Below are 19,657 nucleotides of genomic sequence, written 5' to 3' on the forward strand. Positions count from 1 at the left end.
TCAAAGCTGGCCCAGGCCCGGCAGCCGCTCGGCCAGTTGTTTCAGGACCGCCGGTAACTGGTCGTCAATGCCCATGGCGTAACGGGCGACCCGGTTGCGGGCGAAGGGCAGGGCGCGAGCGGTACCCAGGCCCAGATTGCGCAGCAGGTGGACCGGTGGAATGCGGTTGCTGAACAGATGGTAGAACAGATCCATGGTCAGCATCATCCGACGATTGGCGGGGCGACGTTCCTGCTCGTACCGGGCGAGCCAGCGCGAGTCGGCGGGGTCGCCACCGGCGCGGCTGGCTTCCCGGATCATGGTCTGCAGGCACCGGGCATCCTGGAAACCGAGATTGACACCCTGACCGGCCAGGGGGTTGATGGTGTGTGCGGCATCGCCGGCGAGGACCACCCTTCCGGAACAATAGTGTTTGGCGTGCTGGCGGGCAATGGGAAAGCTGGCCCGGGCGTCAATGTGGGTCAGCATGGGCAGGTCGGCGGGAAAGGCGCGCTGGATTTCGGCCATCAGGGCCTCGTTGTCCAGGCTCTTCAGGCGTGCCAGCTGCTCGGGGGCGTCGTACCAGACCAGTGATGCCCAACTCTCGCCGGGAAAAGCCCCACCGGCGCTGTGCAGCGGCAGGAAGGCCCTGGGCCCGGACGGATAGAAACCCTGCCAGGTGATGTCCTCCACCGCACCACGGTAACGCACCGAGACGACCATGGCCTGCTGGCCGTACTGGTCCCGGTTGACACCGATTCCGGCCAGGTCGCGGATGCGGGATTGAGCGCCATCGGCACCGATCACCAGCCTGGCCTTCAACGTCTGGCCATCATCAAGACGGATGGTGGCTTGGTCATGGTCCTGGGTCACATCGGCAACCCCGGATCCGGCGAGGATGGATACGCCGGGCTCTGCCTCGGCCGTCTGCCAGAGGGCCTGCTGGGTGATGGCGTTTTCCACGATGTATCCCAGGTGCGGGGCGCTGAGGTCCCTGGCATCGAAGGTCACTTCCGTCAGTCGGCGGGGCACCAGGCGGGTCAGGGGATGTGCAGCTTCGTCCCAGACCGCCAGGCGGCGGTAGGGGGTCGCCCGCATGGCGAGAATGCGAGCCCACGCGCCAAGGCTGTCCAGATAACGTTCACTGCCCACGCTCAGGGCTGAGACGCGGATATCCGGAGCGGACTCGGGGTGATACGCCGGGGCCGCGGCCCGGTCAATCACGGCCACCGAGAGGCCTTCGCGGCCCAGTCCGGTGGCAAGCGCGGCACCGACCATGCCGGCGCCGACAATGACAATATCAAATGCTTGAGTCATAACGGGTTCCTGTCTGATGCCGTCAGTTTACGCGATGGTGGCAATCAGACAAGCGACCCGGATCAACCCGAGCCCGGATTCTCAGTAGCCGGCGGCTCCCGAAACCTGTTCCTTGTCCAGTTCCCGGTGCCGGCGACCCTTGGTAAGCCACGCGGGTTTACGGGCGCCAGGTTTCACGAAGCCCTGGTTCAGGACCATTGGCTGGACCAGGTTCAGGAAGTCCGACGTCTTCATGTGCACCGATTCGGTATGGCTGCCCGCTGCAAAGGCCAGTTCGGACTGCTCCGTCAGGGACTCGGCACAATAGACGGTCATGCCGAACAGGTTGCCGAACGGCGGCATGGCCCCTACCTCACAATCCGGGAAGCGGTCCTGGAATTCCTGTTCGTCCGCCAGGTCGACAAAATCGGTATCCAGGATCCGGGACAAACGGTCCCAGCGAATACGCCAGGTGGCCGGCATCACCAGCATGGCCATCTTGCCATCGAGTTCGATAATGACGGTTTTGACAACGCGGTCGCCCGCGATCTTGACGTGGTGGGCCAGTTCCTGGGCCGTGAACGCCGGGGGGTGGGACAGGCACATGTATTCCACACCTGCCTGGTCGAGGTAATCCTTCAACTGCTGTACCGGCATAGCGACAACCTCCTACCAGCAATGACAGCGTCCCGGAGCCGCTGATGCTTGATCGGACTGGCTCCGACGAGGTCGGCAGGGTGCCGGTTCAACACCCTGCCTTTACTGCTCATCTTAGTTGAGGTTACGCAGTTTGCGAGTAACCGGATGTATCAATTGCGATACGGTTCACTCGGTTTTATAAAGATGAACATCCCGCTGGGGGAACGGAATGCTGATGCCCTCCGCGTCGAAGGCTTTCTTGACCTTTTCCTGCATGTCCCAGTAGTAGGGCCAGAGGTCATCGGTGGCTACCCAGACCCGGAACATCAGATCGACCGAACTCTCACCCAGACCCGCAACACAGATTCGGGGTGCAGGGTCAGTGAGACTGCGCTCATCCTCTTCCATCAAACGTTTGAGGATCGCCTTGGCTTTGTCGATGTCGTCGCCGTAGCCAATCCCGAAGGTCATGTCACAACGGCGTTTGTCGTAGAAGCTGACGTTGGTCAGGCTGGCGTTGGCGAGCTGACCGTTCGGTATCACGATCCGGCGATTGTCGAAGGTGTCAATGACGGTGTAGAGGATGGATATCTCTTTCACGGCTCCCAGGTATCCCTGAGCGTCGAGGGTATCTCCGACCTTGAATGGCTTGAAGATCAGAATCAGCACCCCGCCGGCAAAGTTGGCCAGACTCCCTTGAAGCGCCAGGCCAACGGCAAGGCCGGCGGCACCCACAATGGCAATGAAGGAGGTGGTGGCGATGCCGACCATCGAAGCCACGGAAATGAGCAGGAGAATCTTGAGAACGGCACCGATCAGGCCGCAGAGGAACTTGTTCAGGGTTGGATCTTTCTGGCTGAGTTTTTTGTCGAGAACCCCGATAAATTTATTGATCAACCAGAGACCTACGACGAGCGTAATGATGGCAAGCACCACCTTGGGGGCATAGGTCATGACCAGAGCGATGGCCTGATCCATGAGTTCTGAAGCGCTACCGTCGGCGCCAAGAAGGTTTTCCATTCAGGGACTCCTTGTTCCTTTGTGTTTTTGAGTGTGGGTTCAGGCGTGAAAAAAAAACGGTTAGAACCAGCACCTCCCAGCTTTCTATATAGCAGACCTCTGGGTCGGGCGTGCAGCAGGGAGAACTACAAATCAACAGAATTTTACGCAGGCAGGGCCAGTTTGGCTTGCTGAACGATGACCTCGGGGCCTCCACGGACAAGTATCCGGCCTTCTTTCTGGCTCAGCTGGTAGTCGTACATGGGATCGTAGTAGTCGGTCAGCAGCGTTTCGATCCAGGCATCGTGGCCGCTAAGGTCGCCCTGCAGCTCCTGGGCCGAAAGAGCGGCTTCCATGAGGGCCCGCAGTTGTTTGTGGCGTTCGCCCCCGAGGCGCTTTCGGATGCGGTCCATGGCGGACAGCAGGTAATCCCGGAAGTTGAGCCAGCCGGCCTCCTCGCCGTCCCGGGCCACATAGTCGGCATGCATGTCCTCGACGTAGTCCTTGCGGATGATGGCGATACGTTCTTCCATGGGTTGTTCCAGAACCAGCAGCGGAGCGCTGGCCATGCGCTCCCGCAGGCTTTCCGGCAGGGCACAGCGGCCGATCAGCCGGCTCTCGTCCTCCAGGTACACCGGACCGCCGATCAGGTGATGGGCCTTGAGCATGGCGACAGACAGCCGGTTCTCGAAATCGATCTGGGAAGGCTGGGGTGTCACCCGGCGGCCGAAGCTTGAGCCGCGATGGTTGGCCAGACCTTCCAGGTCCACCGGATTGGGTAGTTGATGCAGCACACGGGTCTTGCCGGTGCCGGTACGGCCGCTCAGTACCCGGAACTCGCTCTTTTCGATGAGTTCTTCCAGGCTGTCGATCAGAAACCGGCGCAGGGCCTTGTAGCCACCCTTCACCAATGGGTAATCGATCCCCGATTCCCTGATCCATTGCTGGGTCAGGCGCGAGCGCAGTCCACCGCGAAAACAGAACAGGTAGCCGTCCGGATGGCGGGCGACAAACCGTTTCCAGGCTTCGATGCGCTGGGCCTTGATGTCGCCGGAGACCAGCTGGTGGCCCAGTTCGATCGCCTGGTCCTGGCCCTTTTCCTTGTAGCAGATCCCGACCCGGTGCCGTTCCTCATCATTCATCAGCGGGGCATTTTCGGCACTGGGAAAGCTGCCCCTGGCAAACTCCACCGGTGCCCTGACGTCCATCAGTGGTACGTCGTTGAGGAACAGGGACAGGTAGTCGTCGGTGTCTGGTCGAGTCGCCATTTCACGGACCTGGAGGTTGAAAATGTGAGGCGAGAGTATAACGGATACCGTGGCATTCTGCCCATTGACCGCTGCCTCCGGGCCTCGGTGCGGTTACAATGGCCGGCATCGAGGATCGAGAGCTGGAGAGGCAATGTCGCCGGAACGGTTGAATGAGCATTTGCGCATGACTCTGAGTCGCGGCCGGGTCGCAAAAACCCGGCCTGCGGGCTGCCCGGAGATTCCCCTGTACCTGTTTGACCCGGCCGTGCTGGAGGGACCCTTGTCCCACGAAGAGGCTCAGGCTGTCGTGGCAGAGCCCGCGTACTGGTCCTTCTGCTGGGCCAGCGGCCAGGTGCTGGCAAACTGGATTCTCCAGCACCCACAAGCGGTCCGGGGTAAGGTGGTGCTGGATTTCGGGACCGGCTCGGGCGTGGTTGCGGTGGCGGCGGCCCTGGCCGGTGCTGCCCGTGTTATCGCTTGCGACCTGGATCCCGCGGCGCTGGACGCCGCTGCCGCCAACGCTGCGCTCAGCGGTGTCAGCCTGGAGTATTGCGATGACTGGAACCGGCGGCCGGAGGGTGTCGATCTGGTGACTGCGGCCGATGTGCTCTATGACCCGGAAAACCGGCCTTTGCTGGACGTGTTTCTGGCGGCTGCGCCGGAGGTTCTGCTGGCGGACTCCCGGGTCAGGTATCTCGGTGACGACCGTTATGAACAGCAGACAGTCATTGAAGCCAGAACCTGGCCGGATCTGAACGAATTCGAGGAGTTCAACAGGGTAAGAATCTATCGGGCGAGAGCCGGGGGCTGAAAAAACAAAGGGTGACCAATCGGCCACCCTTTCGGAACAGGTCGGCGCATCCATGCGCTGGGGCAACTGCCCTGTTGCCGGTCCTTGATATCCGCTCCATGGAGCCGGCGTCCGAGCCGGCTGTCCGGTTGATTATCCCTCAAGCGAGGCGTCCCTGTGTCCTTGCCTCTCCCCGCGCTCCTTGCCGGGGTGCATCCGGTGCGTCGTCCCTTTCCCTGTCATCCCTGACACCTTCACTATAGCAAGGGATCCGTGACAAACGTGTGACCGGTGCGGGATTCGCGTTTCAAATACTGTATCACTTTGCCAGTCTAATAATGATATCAATGAGTTAGAGTCAGTCGAAAGTGGCTGCCTGCGGCGGCGCACCCATCCATACTGAAAGCTCTCACGTTAATGTAGGAAATATCTCACAAAGATTCGGGCGAATTTCTTAAATCCACTTTTCCGGCTCTCGGCAGGCCGGGCCAGGGCAGCAGACCAATGGCGATGCCGAGTCCATCGGCAAGCAGGTCTTTCAGGGAGAAATCCCGGTAGGGCAGGGTTGCCTGCACCAGTTCAATGGCGAGGCCAAACAGCAACAGTGCGGGCACATACCAGAACGCCCGGAGTTCCGGCCATGCCAGTCGGGTAAGGATGGTCAGCTCCAGGAATGCAATCAGGTGGTTGAGCTTGTCGCTGGGCGTGGAGGGCATCGGGTAGCGGGTGTCCATGGTGGCCAGAATCACGATCGCCACCAGCGATAATGCGAGGGCGATCCGCCAGAGTGTCCGATTTTGAAGGAGGGCCTGACCACGTTGTCTGAATGATGCCATGGGGAGTTTCCGAGAGTCCTTCCGGGCTGTGGGATGTTTGCCAACATGATATGCTTTGCGCCCCGTCATTGTCATTGAAGCGGAGGATCAGCCGGCCATGCTCAAGGGTAACTTTTTTCGCGGACTCGGTTACCTGGGGGAAGGGTTCCGCCTGATTCGACAGCCCGGGCTGCGCCTGTTCGTGGTCATTCCCATCGTTCTCAACGTTTTTCTGTTCGGCATCCTGTTCTATTTCATGGCTGAAGGTTTTGCGGCCCTGATTGCCATGGCCATGGGGTTCCTGCCGGACTGGGCCTGGCTGCAGGCACTCGACTGGCTGTTCTGGATTCTGTACGGCGCGGTCATCCTGCTGATGCTGGCCTACGGGTTCGTCATCGTGGCCAACCTCATCGGCTCACCGTTCTATGGCTACCTGGCGGAGCTCACAGAGAAGCACCTCACGGGCCAGGAGGTCAGTACCGATGACAGCTGGGCCGCCATCATCAAGGACATTCCCCGTGCGCTCTGGCGTGAAGTCCAGAAAATCCTGTACTACCTGCCCCGCGCCATAGGCCTGTTCATTATTGGCCTGATCCCGGTGGTCAACCTGGTGGCAGCAGTCCTCTGGTTCCTGTTCAACTGCTGGATGATGGCCTTGCAGTATGTGGACTACCCGGCCGACAACCACAAGGTCAGTTTCCCTGCCTTGCGGCGTCTGTTGGGCGATACTCGCCTTTCGGCACTGGGGTTTGGTTTGCCGGTGGCCCTGGCGGCGATGGTGCCGGTGCTGAACCTGGTGGTGGTGCCGGCAGCGGTCTGTGGTGCGACGGCCTACTGGGTTCGGGAAAACGGCGCAACTCTCAAATAATTTCTGCACGTAATTCTGGTTTGGAGGTTTCTTGGAAACATCGGATTTTGTCATTGGTCAGCGCTGGGTCAGCCACAGCGACACAGGGCTGGGCCTGGGGATTGTCACGGATATTTCCGGACGTCGGGTCACCCTGGGTTTTCCGGCCGCGGACGAGGAGCGCACCTATGCCATCGATAACGCGCCCCTGTCCCGCATCGTGTTCCAGATGGGCGAGGAGATCGAGACCTTTGACGGCGACCGCTATCTCGTCCGGGCGGTGGAGGACATCGGCGGTGTGCTGATGTACCACGCCGATGACGGCGAGAATATCCACCAGATTTCCGAGGTCAAGCTGGCTGGCTCGGTCAACTTCTCTGCACCGCACCAGCGCCTGTTTGCCGGACAGTTTGATCGGAATGGTGCCTTTCGGCTGCGCTATGCCACGGTGCAGCACCAGGACCGACTGCGGGCTTCACCGGCCCAGGGGCTGATCGGCGCGCGCACCCAGCATCTGCCGCACCAGATCTACATCGCCCAGGAAGTGGCCCGGCGCCATGCCCCTAGGGTCCTGCTGGCGGATGAGGTCGGTCTGGGCAAGACCATCGAGGCCGGCCTGATCCTGCACTACCAGCTACACACCGGGCGCGCCAGGCGGGCACTGATCGTGGTGCCGGATTCCCTGATTCACCAGTGGCTGGTGGAAATGCTGCGACGGTTCAACCTGCGGTTTTCCATCATCGACCAGGCCCGTTACGACGCCCTCAAGGAAGACGAGGATGACATCGATGCCCTGGTGAACCACATCTTCGGTGACGACAATGCGGAAAATCCGTTCGAGACCGATCAGCTGGTGCTTTGCAGTCTGGATTTCCTGACCAACAACGCCACCGCCCGCGAAGACGCCCTGGCCGCCGGCTGGGATCTGATGATCGTCGATGAGGCGCATCACCTGGCCTGGGCACCGGAAGCCGCAAGTCCGGAATACGAGGTGGTGGAATCCCTGTCGGCCCGTACCCGCGGCCTGCTGCTGCTCACGGCCACACCTGAACAGGTCGGTATCGCCAGCCACTTCGCCCGGTTGCGTTTGCTGGATCCGGCCCGTTTTCACGATCTGGAACGCTTCCGGGAAGAGGAAGCCCACTACGAAACGATCAATCAGGTGGTCCGTCGCCTCCAGCAGGATGAAGCGATCAGCGACGACGACCGGGAGGCCTTGCGCGGCTGGCTCGGTGATGACCTGGACCAGCTGGAGCAGGAGAGTGATGCCCGACAGGCCATTATCGATGCCCTCCTGGACCGCCATGGCACGGGGCGGATCCTCTTTCGCAATACCCGTGCGGCGATCCAGGGCTTTCCTGAGCGCCAGCCGGAACCGGTTGCCCTGCCATGTCCCGATCTCTATGACGGTCTCGATGTGGGGCTGGAGGGCCTGACTCCCGAGCACGGGCGTACCGAGGAGCGCTGGCTGGCGGAAGACCCTCGCGTCGCCTGGCTGGAAAAGACCCTGTTAGGCCTGCGCCCGGCGAAAGTGGTGGTGATCTGTGCCCACGCCGAGACGGCCATGGCGCTGGAGCACTACCTGCAGCTGCGGGCCGGTATCCGCAGTGCGGCGTTCCACGAACACCTGAGTCTGGTGGAGCGGGACCGTGCCGCGGCCTATTTCTCCGACAGTGAGCAGGGCGCCCAGGCGCTGATCTGCTCCGAAATTGGCAGCGAAGGCCGTAACTTCCAGTTTGCCCATCATTTGGTGCTGTTCGACCTGCCTGCCAATCCGGACCTGCTGGAGCAACGGATTGGTCGGCTGGACCGTATCGGACAGACCGAAGCCATCCGGATTCATATTCCCTACCTGCAGGGAACCAGCCAGGAGGTTCAGTACCGCTGGTTCCACGAGGGGCTGAATGCCTTTGCCGAGAGCTGTGCCGTGGGCGTCTCTGTCCAGGAGACAGTGCAGGCGCAGTGGCGGGAGGCCATCGACGGTAACACCGGCGTCCTCGATGACCTGATCGCGGACTCTGCCCGGGAAACCGCCCGCCTCAAGGTCATGCTGCAGAACGGTCGGGATGCCCTGATCGAACTGAATTCCTGCCGCCGGGACGTGGCCGACGAGTTGATCGGGCGGATCGAGGAGGAAGAAGCCTCGGCCGAGGTCCGTGATTACATGATCGAGGCCTTCGATATTCTCGGCGTGGACGTGGAAGATCACGGCGAGCATTCGGATGTCCTCAGGCCGGGGGAGCATTACCACGCCGGGCACGTGACCGATCTGCCCGAAGAAGGTCTGACCGTGACCTGGAGTCGGGATCAGGCGCTGGAGCGCGAGGACCTGGCCTTTATGAGCTGGGAACACCCGATGGTGACTGGCGTTATGGATTCGGTGACCAGTTCCGGTCTGGGTAAGGCCGCACTGGCCAGCCTCTCGGTGAAGGCCTTGCCGCCGGGAACGCTGCTGATGGAAGCGCTGTTTACCGTGCATTGTCCGGCGCCGGACTCGCTGCAACTGACCCGCTATCTGCCGGTATCACCGCTGCGTCTGCTTGTCGACGTCAATGGCAAAGAGCTGTCTGCCGCCTTGCCCCACGACCGGCTGAACGAGCTGTGTTCCAATATCCGCCGGCGGACCGCGCAGGCGATCGTGCCCCAGATCCGGCCCCAGGTGGAGACCATGGTCGATCACGCCGAGCGTCTGTCCGAGCCACACCTGGAGCCCATGAAGGAGAAGGCCCTGGCCGGTGTGGAGGCCGCTTTCGGTCCGGAAATCCGCAGGCTCGAGGCACTCCAGAAGGTTAACCCGGCCATCCGCGATGAGGAGATCGATTATTTCCGTAATCAGCTGGCCGCGGCCCGGGAGGCCGTGAGTCACGCCAGCCTGGCTCTGGAAGGGATTCGTGTGATTGTAACCGCCTGATGGTGGTAACTCCCTGACTGGGAAGCAGTTGCTGGCCAGCCCTCATCTGATGAGGTACCGTAAACGTAACACAGTGTAGTCTTGGTGCTCCGTGCCGGCTGGCAGCCGTCAGCCGCCGGAGTTCTCGAAATCCATGGAGGACAGAGAAGACCTATGATGACTTTTATTCTGTTTGTGGTAGCGCTGGCCGGTCTGCTGATCGTCATGCGCCGCGAGGCGGGGGCCAAACCGGCCATTGGTGTGATGGTGGCAGTCGGGTTCCTGTCCTGGATCTTCGCTTCCGGTTGGCTGGCCCTGATATTGTTCATTGGTGCCGCGGTCACGGCCGCCGCCGGTTTGCCAGGCTTCCGCCAAAGTTGGCTGACCCCCCGCATCTTCGCCACGTTCAAGAAGGTGGCGCCAAAGGTCTCTGATACCGAGAAGGTCGCCCTGGAGGCCGGCACCGTTGGCTGGGACGGTGAGTTGTTTACTGGCCGTCCGGACTGGCACAGCCTGTTGATCAATCGCCACAATGGACTGAGCGAGGAAGAACAGGCATTTGTGGATAACCAGTGCACCCACGCCATCTCCATGTGCAACGCCTGGGACATCGCGGTCGAACGGGCCGACTTGCCGAAAGAACTGTGGGACTTCCTCAAGAAAGAGAAGTTCTTCGGCATGATCATTCCGAAGGAATATGGCGGCCTGGAGTTTTCCGCGAAGGCGCAGACGGCGGTACTGCAGAAGCTGGCCGCGAACGAAATGCTGATGGTCACGGTTGGCGTGCCAAACTCGCTCGGCCCGGGCGAGTTGCTCGTCAAGTACGGTACCGAAGAGCAGAAGCAGTACTACCTGCCGCGCCTGGCCGATGGCCGGGAGATTCCCTGCTTCGGCCTGACCGGCCCGCGCGCGGGTTCCGATGCCACCTCGCTGCCCGATACCGGTATCGTCTGCAAGCAGGAAGTGGACGGCGAGGAAGTGCTGGGTATCCGCCTCAATTTCGAGAAACGCTGGATCACGCTTGCGCCGGTGGCGACGGTCGTCGGACTGGCCTTCCGCATGTTTGATCCGGATGGCCTCCTCGGCGATACCGAAGACTACGGCATCACCTGTGCGCTGATCCCCCGGGACACCAAGGGCATGGAAATCGGCCGCCGCCATTGTCCGATCGGTACACCATTCCTGAACGGCCCGATCCGCGGCAAGGACGTCTTCATCCCGCTGGACTACATCATCGGTGGCCAGGAAATGGCAGGTGAGGGCTGGCGGATGCTGGTGGAATGTCTCTCGGTCGGCCGCTGCATCACCCTGCCATCCGGGGCTGCCGGCGCGGCGGCCCACTCGGTGGGTACCGCGGGTGGCTTCACCCGGATCCGTCGGCAGTTCAATACCCCGGTGGCCGAGATGGAAGGCGTACAGGAGCCGCTGGCTCGTATCGCCGCCAAGACCTACATTGCCCAGTCGGCGGTGAACCACACCGCCAACATGATCGACAACGGCCAGAAGCCGGCAGTGCCCTCGGCTATCCTTAAATACCATCTGACCGAGTTCCAGCGTGGCATCCTCACCGATGCCATGGATGTCCATGGTGGCAAGACCGTGACCCTGGGGCCGCGCAACTACCTGGGCATCGGCTTCAGCGGCGCTGCGGTCTCTATCACCGTGGAAGGCGCCAATATCATGACCCGCAGCCTGATGATCTTCGGGCAGGGCGCGATCCGTTGCCATCCCTACGTGCTGGAGGAGTTGGCGGCGAAGGACAATGACGATATCCGGGCGTTCGACAAGGCCTTCTTCGGTCACGCCGGCCTGATCTTCGGCAACGCAGCGCGCGCCTTTACCCAGGCTCTGGGGCTGGGTCGTGCCGATGTGCCGTTTGACAGCTCCAGCCGCCGCTATGCGCAGGCGGTGGCCCGATTCAGCGCCGCGTTCGGTTTGTGTGCCGATGCCGCCATGACCACCCTCGGCAGCGAGCTGAAAATGCGGGAACTGATTTCCGCCCGTCTGGGGGACATGCTGTCCAATCTGTACCTGGCGTCCATGGTGCTGAAAAACTGGCATGAGACACAGCCGGTCGAAGGCGAGCGCGAGGTGATGGAATACAGCCTGGAACTGCTGATCAATCGCACCGAGACCGCCCTCGACGAATTCCTGCAAAACCTGCCGAACCGACCGGTGGCGATGGCGCTTCGTGCCGTCACCATGCCTCTGGGGCGTCGCTGGGACGCGCCGCACGATAGCCTGGCCCGCAAACTGGCCAGAGCCATCTCGACCGATACCCCGATCCGTCACAAACTGCTGGCCAGTGTCTGGAGCACAGACGGTGAGGGCACGGTCGAGAATCCGGTGGCCCGTTATAACGGATTGCTGAAGGACTACGACAAGGCCGAGCAGCTGTATCGCAAGGTCACCAAAGCGTATGCCAAGGGTGAGTTGCCGATGACGGCGTTGCATCCGGAGGAACGCTTTGAGGCCGCTCTCAGTGCAGGGGTCTACACCAAGGAGGAAGCGGACTTCATGCGGCAATACGAGGAGGTGGTACTGGAAATGCTGAGTGTGGACGATTTCCCGTTCGACGCCTTTGCCCGCAACCAGGAAACGGTAATCGACCACAATCCGGCTTGATCGTTGCCGGATATTCCGTAGTGTAATGGAAGGCGCCCCGTCGGGCGCCTTCTGTATTCAGGGTGGAGTAATCAGGCATGTGGCTATCGGTTGTGGCGGTGAGCGTCGGAGCGGTGATTGGTGCCAACCTCCGGTGGGTCCTGGGGCTTTGGCTCAACACGACCTACCATGCGGTTCCCTATGGCACCTTGCTCGCCAACCTCAGCGGCGGCTGGCTGATCGGTTTACTCATGGGCTACTTCACCCATGGGACTTCCCTGTCGCCCGAGTGGCGTCTGTTCGCTATCACCGGCCTGTGCGGGGCCCTGACTACCTTCTCGACGTTTTCCCTGGAAATGTTTGCGGCGCTCCAGGAAGGGAAATGGGGTATGGCGATCGCCGGCATTCTCGCCCACGTGGTGGGTTCTATCCTGATGACCGCCCTCGGTTTTTACACCTTTTCCCTGATCAGGGGCTGACTTCCTGTCGGTGGGTATCTTTACCTACATAAATCTTTGAAATTTCGCTTGGCATTCCCGGGATTCCCGCGTAGAGTTGGATCTCAAGGAAAGAGTCAGTAAAGCGTTTCATGAATAAGACGTACCTGTAGTCAGTAGTGCCGTCCTGTTTTTGATTAAGCGAGTTCTGTATTTCCGCAAACGCTGACCAAGCGCCGCTGTGGCGTGAGGCAGTAGAGTAAATGATTGATTTCAGGAAGTTTAAGTATGTCTACTACTACCGGTACTGTTAAGTTCTTCAACGAAGCTAAAGGCTTTGGCTTTATCACTCGTGAAGGCGGCCCGGACGTATTCGTTCACTACAGCGCCATCCAGGGCTCTGGTTTCAAGACCCTGGCCGAAGGCCAGCAGGTCGAGTTCACCGTAACTCAGGGCCAGAAGGGTCCTCAGGCGGAGAACGTTGTTGCTCTGTAATCCCTGACGGATTCAGCAACACGCAAAAAAGGCAGCTTCGGCTGCCTTTTTTTGTGATTTTCCCGGCAATATGTAATCTTTGCTCCCCTGTTGCTCGTTAAACCGGTTGTCGAGATTTACAGGGATTCCCGCCATGCTGTTGCGATTTCTGAAAGCCACCTGGATCCTGTTCTGGGCGGTCCTGCTTACCCTGATCCTGTTCCTGCCGATTGTGATTGCTGCCCTTGCCGGCAAGCGGGGTGATGCGGCCTTTCACGGCACCCGGATCTATGCCTGGATCATCCTGAAGGTGTGCGGCATTCGCCTGAGAGTCAGCGGCAAGGAGTACATCCGGCCGGGCCAGCGCTACGTTATTCTCAGCAACCACGCCTCCTATTTCGATCCCCCCGCCCTGGTGCTCGCCCTCGGGCTGCAGTACCGGTGGGTGATCAAGAAGGAACTGCGCAAGGTGCCCCTGTTTGGCCTGGCGCTGGAGACCTCCCGGAACCTGTTCATCGACCGGTCGAAAGGAGCGGACGCGCTGGAAAGTATCAAGCAGGGCGTTGCCCAGCTACCGGATGGCACCGGCATCCTGCTGTTTCCGGAGGGAACCCGGTCGTGGGATGGCAAGCTGCTGCCATTCAAGCGGGGCGGGTTTGTGATTGCCCGGGATGGTGAACTGCCGATCCTGCCCGTCACCATCGTGGGCTCCCACGAACGATTACCCAAAGGCCATGCAGCCTTTACCAGTGGTGAGATTCACATCGTCATACATCCGCCCGTGATGACTTCCGACAAGCCGGTGGAGGTTCTGATGGACGAGGTGCGAACCACGATCAGTGGTGCTCTGGAGAGCTAGAAGTGCGCCCCGATGATGCCGGAGCGCACTGGCTGCAGCCTATTGCGCGAAGATCCGCTGGTAGAACTCCATGGTGCCTTGCCAGGAGCGGGTGGCGGCCTCTTCGTCGTAGCCGATGGGCATGTTGAACTCTTCGGCTACTTTGTCGGCACCGGGGTTGGTGAAGGAGTGCCGGACACCCGGAAAGCTCACGAGGGTCAGGTCCACCTGGGCATCCTGCATTTCCTTGACCAGTCCGGCAACCTGATCGGACGGTACCATCTGGTCGGCGCCACCGGTGTAGACCTGGACCTGCGCCTTTACTTCACCTGCCTGGGCCTTGATCGGGCTGCCCAGGGCGCCGTGGAAGCTCACCACACCGTCAAGTTCGACGCCCAAACGTGCCATGTTCAGCACTACCGCGCCACCAAAGCAATATCCCTGGGCGGCAATGCGGGAGCCGTCAACACTCTCATGATTCTGTAGCAGCTCCTTGGCCTTGAGGAAGCGTGCTTTCAACTGGTCCATATCCCTGGTGGCTTCCTGCATGAATTGCTGGGCCGTATCGGGATGGTCGGTGACTTTGCCCTCGCCGTACATGTCCAGGGCAAAGGCGGTATAGCCAGCGGCTGCCAGTTTCTCGGCCTGGTCCCGCGCGAACTCGTTATGACCCCACCACTCGTGCACCACCAGCACGCCGGGACGCTTGCCCTCATCTTCATCATCCCAGGCGAGATAACCGGTGAATGTTGTATCACCGACCTTGTATTCAATGGTTTCAGTCTGCATTTCGGCGAGGGCTCCTGTGCTGGCCAGGGAAAGACCGAGAGTGGTTGCCAGGGCTGTGGTTTTTATCGGGTTCATACTTCCTCCTGTTCCTTCTGGTTCTGGTTTTCTTGTGCCGTTTTTACGGCCTTGGCCGGAAAACCGATGCATCCAAATGCGTCATCCGGAATTCCTTTCTTTTTACTACACTTGAGCGAGAGACTCACGGATTCGCTTTGGCTCAGTGCAGGAGATCGTCCATGAAAGTGGGAGTTCCGAAGGAGATCAAGAACAACGAATACCGGGTCGGCATGATTCCGGCGTCGGTTCATGAGGTGTGTGGCCATGGTCATGAGGTGTTTGTGCAGGAGGGCGCCGGTACCGCCATCGGTTTTTCCGATGAGGATTACCGGCAGGCCGGAGCCCGCCTGGTGGCGACAGCCGAGGAGGTATTTGAACAGGCGGAACTGATCGTCAAGGTCAAAGAACCCCAGGCCGGCGAACGGACCCTGCTCCGGCCGGAACACACGCTGTTTACCTACTTGCACCTGGCACCAGACCAGGCCCAGACCGAGGACCTGGTGAAATCCGGTGCCACCTGCATTGCCTACGAAACCGTGACGGATCACGCCGGCCGTTTGCCGCTGTTGGCGCCGATGTCCGAAGTGGCCGGGCGTATGTCGATCCAGGCCGGTGCCCATTGTCTGGAAAAATACCTTGGCGGGCGGGGAGTCTTGCTCGGTGGGGTGCCGGGAGTCAGCCCGGCCAGGGTCACCATCATTGGCGGTGGCGTCGTGGGACAGAACGCGGCTGCCATGGCCGTCGGCCTGGGCGCCCACGTCACGGTGGTGGATCGCAGCATGGAAGTGCTCCGGCATCTCGACCATCGTTTCGGCAATCAGATCTCCACCCTGTTCTCCACGGCCCACACCCTGGACCAGGCCGTTATCGAGTCCGACCTGGTCATTGGCGGCGTGCTGATTCCCGGTGCCTCGGCGCCCAAGCTGATCACCCGGGATATGGTCCGGCGCATGCCCGAGGGCAGTGTCATCGTGGATGTGGCGATCGACCAGGGTGGTTGCGCCGAGACCTCGAAGCCCACCACCCATGACAATCCCACGTACGTCGTGGATGGTGTGGTACATTACTGCGTGGCCAATATGCCCGGTGCGGTGGCGAGAACGTCCACCCTGGCACTGAATAACGTCACCCTGCCATTCATTGCGGCCCTCGCGAACAAGGGGCCCAGGCAGGCATTGAGGGACGATCCGCACCTGCTGGCAGGTCTGAATGTGATGGCCGGCAAAGTGACCTACAGGGAAGTGGCCGAAGCCACCGGGTATGACTACACCAACCCTGAAACCCTGCTGGGAACCTGACAACCGGAGCAGATATGAAGCTGATTGGATCCACCACCTCTCCCTACGTACGCCGAATCCGTATCCTGCTGGATGAGGAGCCCTATGAGTTCGTTAATCTGGATATCTACGGAGAAGGTCGGGATGAGCTACGGCGCAACAATCCGGCGCTGAAGATTCCCATGCTTGAGGATGAGGGGCAGGAAATCTATGACTCCCGCATTATTGCCCGGTACGTGAGCGCCAAACAGAACCGGGATCCGCTGACCTGGGACCAGCAGAACCAGCTGACACTCATTGATGCCGCCAATGACTCCGCGGTCACTCTGTTATTGTCCAAGCGTTCGGGCATTGATGTCGATGGGGACCTAATGTTCTTCAACCTGCAGCGCGAGCGGATCATGACCACTTTGCGTACCCTGGCAGCCCAGGTCGAAGAGGGGCAGTTCGAAACCTGGAACTATCCCGCGATCTGCCTGTACTGCCTGGTGGACTGGCTCGATTTCCGGGATCTGGTGGACTTCACCGGCGTCGAAAGCCTGCTGGCGTTCAGGGACAGTCGCAAGGATAAACCCTGGGTGTCCCAGACCGATCCACGTCTCGCCTGATTGTCTGGCCCTGTCTAGCGACTTACGGGTGACCCGCTCCGGGCCACCCGCGCCTCCTGAAATTTAAGTTGAATTTAAGTTTTGCAAGCGGTTGCAGAACTGAACTATCGCTCCTATCTTTGGTGGTCACTTAATCCATTAAGACCGGTTTTGAATCCGGTCTTCGGCTTGAGGATTAAGCAAGGACACTGACTTGAGGCATCGATTGATCGCAGGAGGCTTCCCACACATAGCTCCGATGGACCCATTTTTTTGGTCTCTCGACTTAATGCATTAAGTCAGCATCGACTGGACGAAAACCAACCTTACAAAAACAAGATGAGGTTCCGACAGATGATTTTTGGCAAAGCTCCAAACCCCAACCCTCTGGCACTTGGACTCTCACTGGCCCTTGCCAGCACCTCTGTGGCTGCACAGGAGCAGCAGAGTGTCGAGGAACGCCTCGCGGCCCTGGAAGAAAAACTGGCCGAAGTTGAGCCCCGGGCGGCCGGCGACGAGGGATTCTCCTTCAACACCTACGCCCGCTCGGGACTGCTGCTCAACGGTGACCTGCAAAGCGCCCCGGGAGGTCCCTATCTGACGCCGGCCGGTTCCGTGGGTGGTGCCGTGGGCCGTCTGGGGAACGAGCCGGACACCTACCTGGAAGCCATTCTGAACTACAAGCAGGTGGCGGAGAACGGCACCAAATCCCATTACCGGCTGATGATTGCCGATTCCACCACTTCCTCCAACGACTGGACAGCCGGTGACGGGGCCCTCAACGTCCGCCAGGCCTACGTGGAGTTCAGCGATATTGCCAGCTTCACCGGTATTTTCCGGGACGCGTCGATCTGGGCCGGAAAGCGCTTTGACCGGGACAACTTTGACATTCACTGGCTCGACAGCGACTTCATCTTCCTGGCCGGTCTGGGCGGCGGCATCTACGATGTGAAGTTTACCGACTCGGTGACATCCAACTTTTCCCTGTATGGCCGGAGCTTCCTGGACTTCCCCTCCGATCCGCAGTTGGCCGACGAAACCTCCAGCACCGACAACCTGATCCTGACCGCCAACAACTACTTCGGCAATGTCCAGTGGATGCTCAACGCGATGAAGGCGCAGGACAACGACCAGCGGGTGGTCGGTGGCGTTCAGGAAGCCGCAGAAACCGGCGTCCATACCATGCTTGCCTACCACGGCGACAGCTTCTTCGGGCTGTCCGAGGGCAACTTCAAGCTGGCCGTCATGCACGGTCAGGGCCTGGGGGCCGAAGCCAAGAGTATTGGTGCCGATGGTGACCTGCACGAGGATGCAGTCAGCACCCGCCTGGGTGTCTACGGCACCACCTACCTCAGCGAGAGCTGGCGCTTTGCCCCGGCGATCCTGGCTGAAACCAGCGAGGACCGATACATCAAGGGCGACGAGTATCAGTGGCTGACGTTCAACGCACGCCTTGCGCAGGAGTTCACGCAGAACTTCGAAATGCAGTACGAGGCCTCCTGGCAGACCATGGACATCACCCCGCTGGACTACGCTGGTCGTAATGCCGTTGATGGCGATTACAGCCGTTTCACCGTCGCGCCAACGTTCAAGCCCCAGGTCGGTGATTTCTGGAATCGACCCGAAATCCGCGTCTTCGCCAGTTACTCCACCTGGGATGACGAGCTGGAAGGCTACGCCGGTGGCGATGCGTTGGGCGCGGACAGCGACTTCGAGAGTGGTCAGTGGACCTTCGGGACCCAAATGGAAATCTGGTTCTGAGACAGACAACAACAAACTGATTTGAGGTGATCATTATGTCCAGATTTACCCTGAAACACTGGATGATCGGGAGCGCGGCCGCCTGCCTTTTGACGGGTGGGCTGCAGGCCGCAACCGTCACCATCTCCTGTGGCGCCGTGGGCGCCGAGCGACAGTTATGTGAAGAAGGTGTGGCCGCCTGGTCGGAAAAGACCGGCAACGATGTCCAGGTTGTGTCCACCCCCAACTCTGCCACCGAACGCCTGTCCCTCTATCAGCAGTTGCTGGCGGCCCAGTCCGGCGATGTGGATATCTTCCAGATCGACGTGGTCTGGCCGGGCATGCTGGCCCGGCACATGATTGATCTCGCGCCCCACATGGACGGCGCCGAGTCGAAGCACTTCGAGGCGCTGCTGCGCAACAACACCGTGGACGGCCGCCTGGTCGCCATGCCCTGGTTCACCGATGCCGGCGTTTTGTATTACCGCAAGGACCTGTTGGAACAGTACGATCAGCCGGTGCCGAAAACCTGGGAGCAGCTGACCGAATCCGCGGAAGCGGTCATGAAGGCACAACGTGAGGCCGGTAACGACAAGTTCTGGGGCTTTGTCTGGCAGGGCCGCGCCTATGAAGGACTTACCTGTGATGCCCTGGAGTGGGTGGCCAGCCACAACGGCGGCACCATCGTGAACGCCGACGGCGATGTCACCATCGACAATCCGCAGGCCATCGAGGCCCTGGAACGGGCGAGCGGCTGGGTGGACACCATCTCTCCCCGGGCGGTCCTGAACTATACCGAGGAAGAGGCAAGGGGCGTGTTCCAGTCCGGAAATGCGCTGTTCATGCGTAACTGGCCCTACGCCTGGAGCCTGGCCCAGAGTGACGACAGCCCCGTGAAAGGCAAGGTGGGAGTGGTTGCCTTGCCGAAAGGTGGTGAGGGCGGTCGCCACGCCGGAACCCTGGGCGGTTGGCAACTGGCGGTATCGAAATACTCGGAGAATCCCGATCTGGCCGCTGACCTGGTCCGTTACCTGACCAGCTATGAGGAACAGAAACGCCGGGCCATCGAAGGCAGCTACAACCCCACGCTTCCGGAGCTCTATCAGGACGAAGACGTCCTGGCGGCGGTGCCGTTTTTCGGCGAGCTGTTCGAGACCTTCAAGAACGGCGTACCTCGCCCGTCATCGGTGACCGGTGAGAACTACGGCCGGGTCTCCAACGCTTTCTTCAACTCGGTCCACGACGTGCTGTCCGGTGAGGCGGAACCGGAGGAGGCACTGGGATCCCTGGAACGGGACCTGCGTCGCCTGGGTCGCCGGGGCTGGTAACGCGCCATGTCACATACCACT

General features: G+C 60.5%; 17 protein-coding genes. 11 read left to right on the forward strand and 6 right to left on the reverse strand.

The window, feature by feature from the left end; genetic code table 11:
• The 4 genes from MD273_RS00325 to mnmH form a co-directional block, all read right to left on the reverse strand.
• Positions 1 to 1,296 (reverse strand): FAD-dependent monooxygenase, encoded by a 1,296-nt coding sequence (locus tag MD273_RS00325; protein ID WP_239035793.1) that lies wholly within the window; start codon positions 1,294 to 1,296, stop codon positions 1 to 3.
• 81 nt (positions 1,297 to 1,377) lie between these two features.
• Positions 1,378 to 1,932, reverse strand: coding sequence for an aminoacyl-tRNA deacylase (locus MD273_RS00330; RefSeq protein ID WP_239035794.1), 555 nt, complete (start codon positions 1,930 to 1,932; stop codon positions 1,378 to 1,380).
• 168 nt (positions 1,933 to 2,100) lie between these two features.
• Entirely contained in the window at positions 2,101 to 2,934 is an 834-nt protein-coding gene (locus tag MD273_RS00335) for a mechanosensitive ion channel family protein (RefSeq protein WP_239035795.1), read from the reverse strand.
• Positions 2,935 to 3,077: 143 nt separating this feature from the next.
• A complete protein-coding gene (gene mnmH, locus MD273_RS00340) occupies positions 3,078 to 4,181 on the reverse strand; it encodes a tRNA 2-selenouridine(34) synthase MnmH (protein WP_239035796.1) in 1,104 nt (367 codons plus the stop codon).
• 133 nt (positions 4,182 to 4,314) lie between these two features.
• Here mnmH and MD273_RS00345 point away from each other — a divergent pair, with 133 nt between their 5' ends.
• Positions 4,315 to 4,974 (forward strand): 50S ribosomal protein L11 methyltransferase, encoded by a 660-nt coding sequence (locus tag MD273_RS00345; protein ID WP_239035797.1) that lies wholly within the window; start codon positions 4,315 to 4,317, stop codon positions 4,972 to 4,974.
• A 410-nt stretch (positions 4,975 to 5,384) separates the two neighbouring features.
• Here MD273_RS00345 and MD273_RS00350 read toward each other — a convergent pair whose 3' ends face one another.
• Positions 5,385 to 5,789 (reverse strand): VanZ family protein, encoded by a 405-nt coding sequence (locus MD273_RS00350; RefSeq protein ID WP_239035798.1) that lies wholly within the window; start codon positions 5,787 to 5,789, stop codon positions 5,385 to 5,387.
• 97 nt (positions 5,790 to 5,886) lie between these two features.
• Between MD273_RS00350 and cysZ the strand changes: the two genes are divergently transcribed.
• From cysZ to MD273_RS00380, 6 genes are all read left to right on the forward strand, one after another.
• The gene (cysZ, locus tag MD273_RS00355) at positions 5,887 to 6,636 is read left to right on the forward strand and encodes a sulfate transporter CysZ (protein WP_239037577.1); all 750 of its coding nucleotides are present in this window, start codon (positions 5,887 to 5,889) and stop codon (positions 6,634 to 6,636) included.
• A gap of 31 nt (positions 6,637 to 6,667) precedes the next feature.
• The gene (gene rapA, locus MD273_RS00360) at positions 6,668 to 9,526 is read left to right on the forward strand and encodes an RNA polymerase-associated protein RapA (protein ID WP_239035799.1); all 2,859 of its coding nucleotides are present in this window, start codon (positions 6,668 to 6,670) and stop codon (positions 9,524 to 9,526) included.
• A gap of 153 nt (positions 9,527 to 9,679) precedes the next feature.
• Entirely contained in the window at positions 9,680 to 12,130 is a 2,451-nt protein-coding gene (locus MD273_RS00365) for an acyl-CoA dehydrogenase (protein WP_239035800.1), read from the forward strand.
• A 77-nt stretch (positions 12,131 to 12,207) separates the two neighbouring features.
• On the forward strand, positions 12,208 to 12,588 hold the full coding sequence (gene crcB, locus MD273_RS00370; protein WP_239035801.1) for a fluoride efflux transporter CrcB: 381 nt from the start codon (positions 12,208 to 12,210) through the stop codon (positions 12,586 to 12,588).
• Positions 12,589 to 12,834: 246 nt separating this feature from the next.
• On the forward strand, positions 12,835 to 13,041 hold the full coding sequence (locus tag MD273_RS00375) for a cold-shock protein (RefSeq protein WP_008172950.1): 207 nt from the start codon (positions 12,835 to 12,837) through the stop codon (positions 13,039 to 13,041).
• 133 nt (positions 13,042 to 13,174) lie between these two features.
• Positions 13,175 to 13,879 (forward strand): lysophospholipid acyltransferase family protein, encoded by a 705-nt coding sequence (locus MD273_RS00380; protein ID WP_239035802.1) that lies wholly within the window; start codon positions 13,175 to 13,177, stop codon positions 13,877 to 13,879.
• A 39-nt stretch (positions 13,880 to 13,918) separates the two neighbouring features.
• Here MD273_RS00380 and MD273_RS00385 read toward each other — a convergent pair whose 3' ends face one another.
• A complete protein-coding gene (locus MD273_RS00385) occupies positions 13,919 to 14,722 on the reverse strand; it encodes a dienelactone hydrolase family protein (RefSeq protein WP_239035803.1) in 804 nt (267 codons plus the stop codon).
• Between the two features lie 161 nt (positions 14,723 to 14,883).
• Between MD273_RS00385 and ald the strand changes: the two genes are divergently transcribed.
• The 4 genes from ald to MD273_RS00405 all read left to right on the forward strand — a co-directional run bounded on the left by ald (position 14,884) and on the right by MD273_RS00405 (position 19,636).
• Positions 14,884 to 16,002 carry an alanine dehydrogenase gene (gene ald, locus MD273_RS00390; protein ID WP_239035804.1) on the forward strand — a complete coding sequence of 373 codons (1,119 nt, stop codon included), beginning with the start codon at positions 14,884 to 14,886 and terminating at the stop codon, positions 16,000 to 16,002.
• A gap of 14 nt (positions 16,003 to 16,016) precedes the next feature.
• Positions 16,017 to 16,589, forward strand: a complete 573-nt coding sequence (locus MD273_RS00395; RefSeq protein WP_239035805.1) for a glutathione S-transferase N-terminal domain-containing protein — start codon at positions 16,017 to 16,019, stop codon at positions 16,587 to 16,589.
• Between the two features lie 333 nt (positions 16,590 to 16,922).
• Positions 16,923 to 18,329 carry a carbohydrate porin gene (locus tag MD273_RS00400; protein WP_239035806.1) on the forward strand — a complete coding sequence of 469 codons (1,407 nt, stop codon included), beginning with the start codon at positions 16,923 to 16,925 and terminating at the stop codon, positions 18,327 to 18,329.
• A gap of 35 nt (positions 18,330 to 18,364) precedes the next feature.
• A complete protein-coding gene (locus tag MD273_RS00405) occupies positions 18,365 to 19,636 on the forward strand; it encodes an ABC transporter substrate-binding protein (protein WP_502846028.1) in 1,272 nt (423 codons plus the stop codon).
• Positions 19,637 to 19,657 lie beyond the last annotated feature (21 nt).

Source organism: Marinobacter sp. C7, assembly GCF_022343555.1.
Taxonomy (GTDB): domain Bacteria; phylum Pseudomonadota; class Gammaproteobacteria; order Pseudomonadales; family Oleiphilaceae; genus Marinobacter.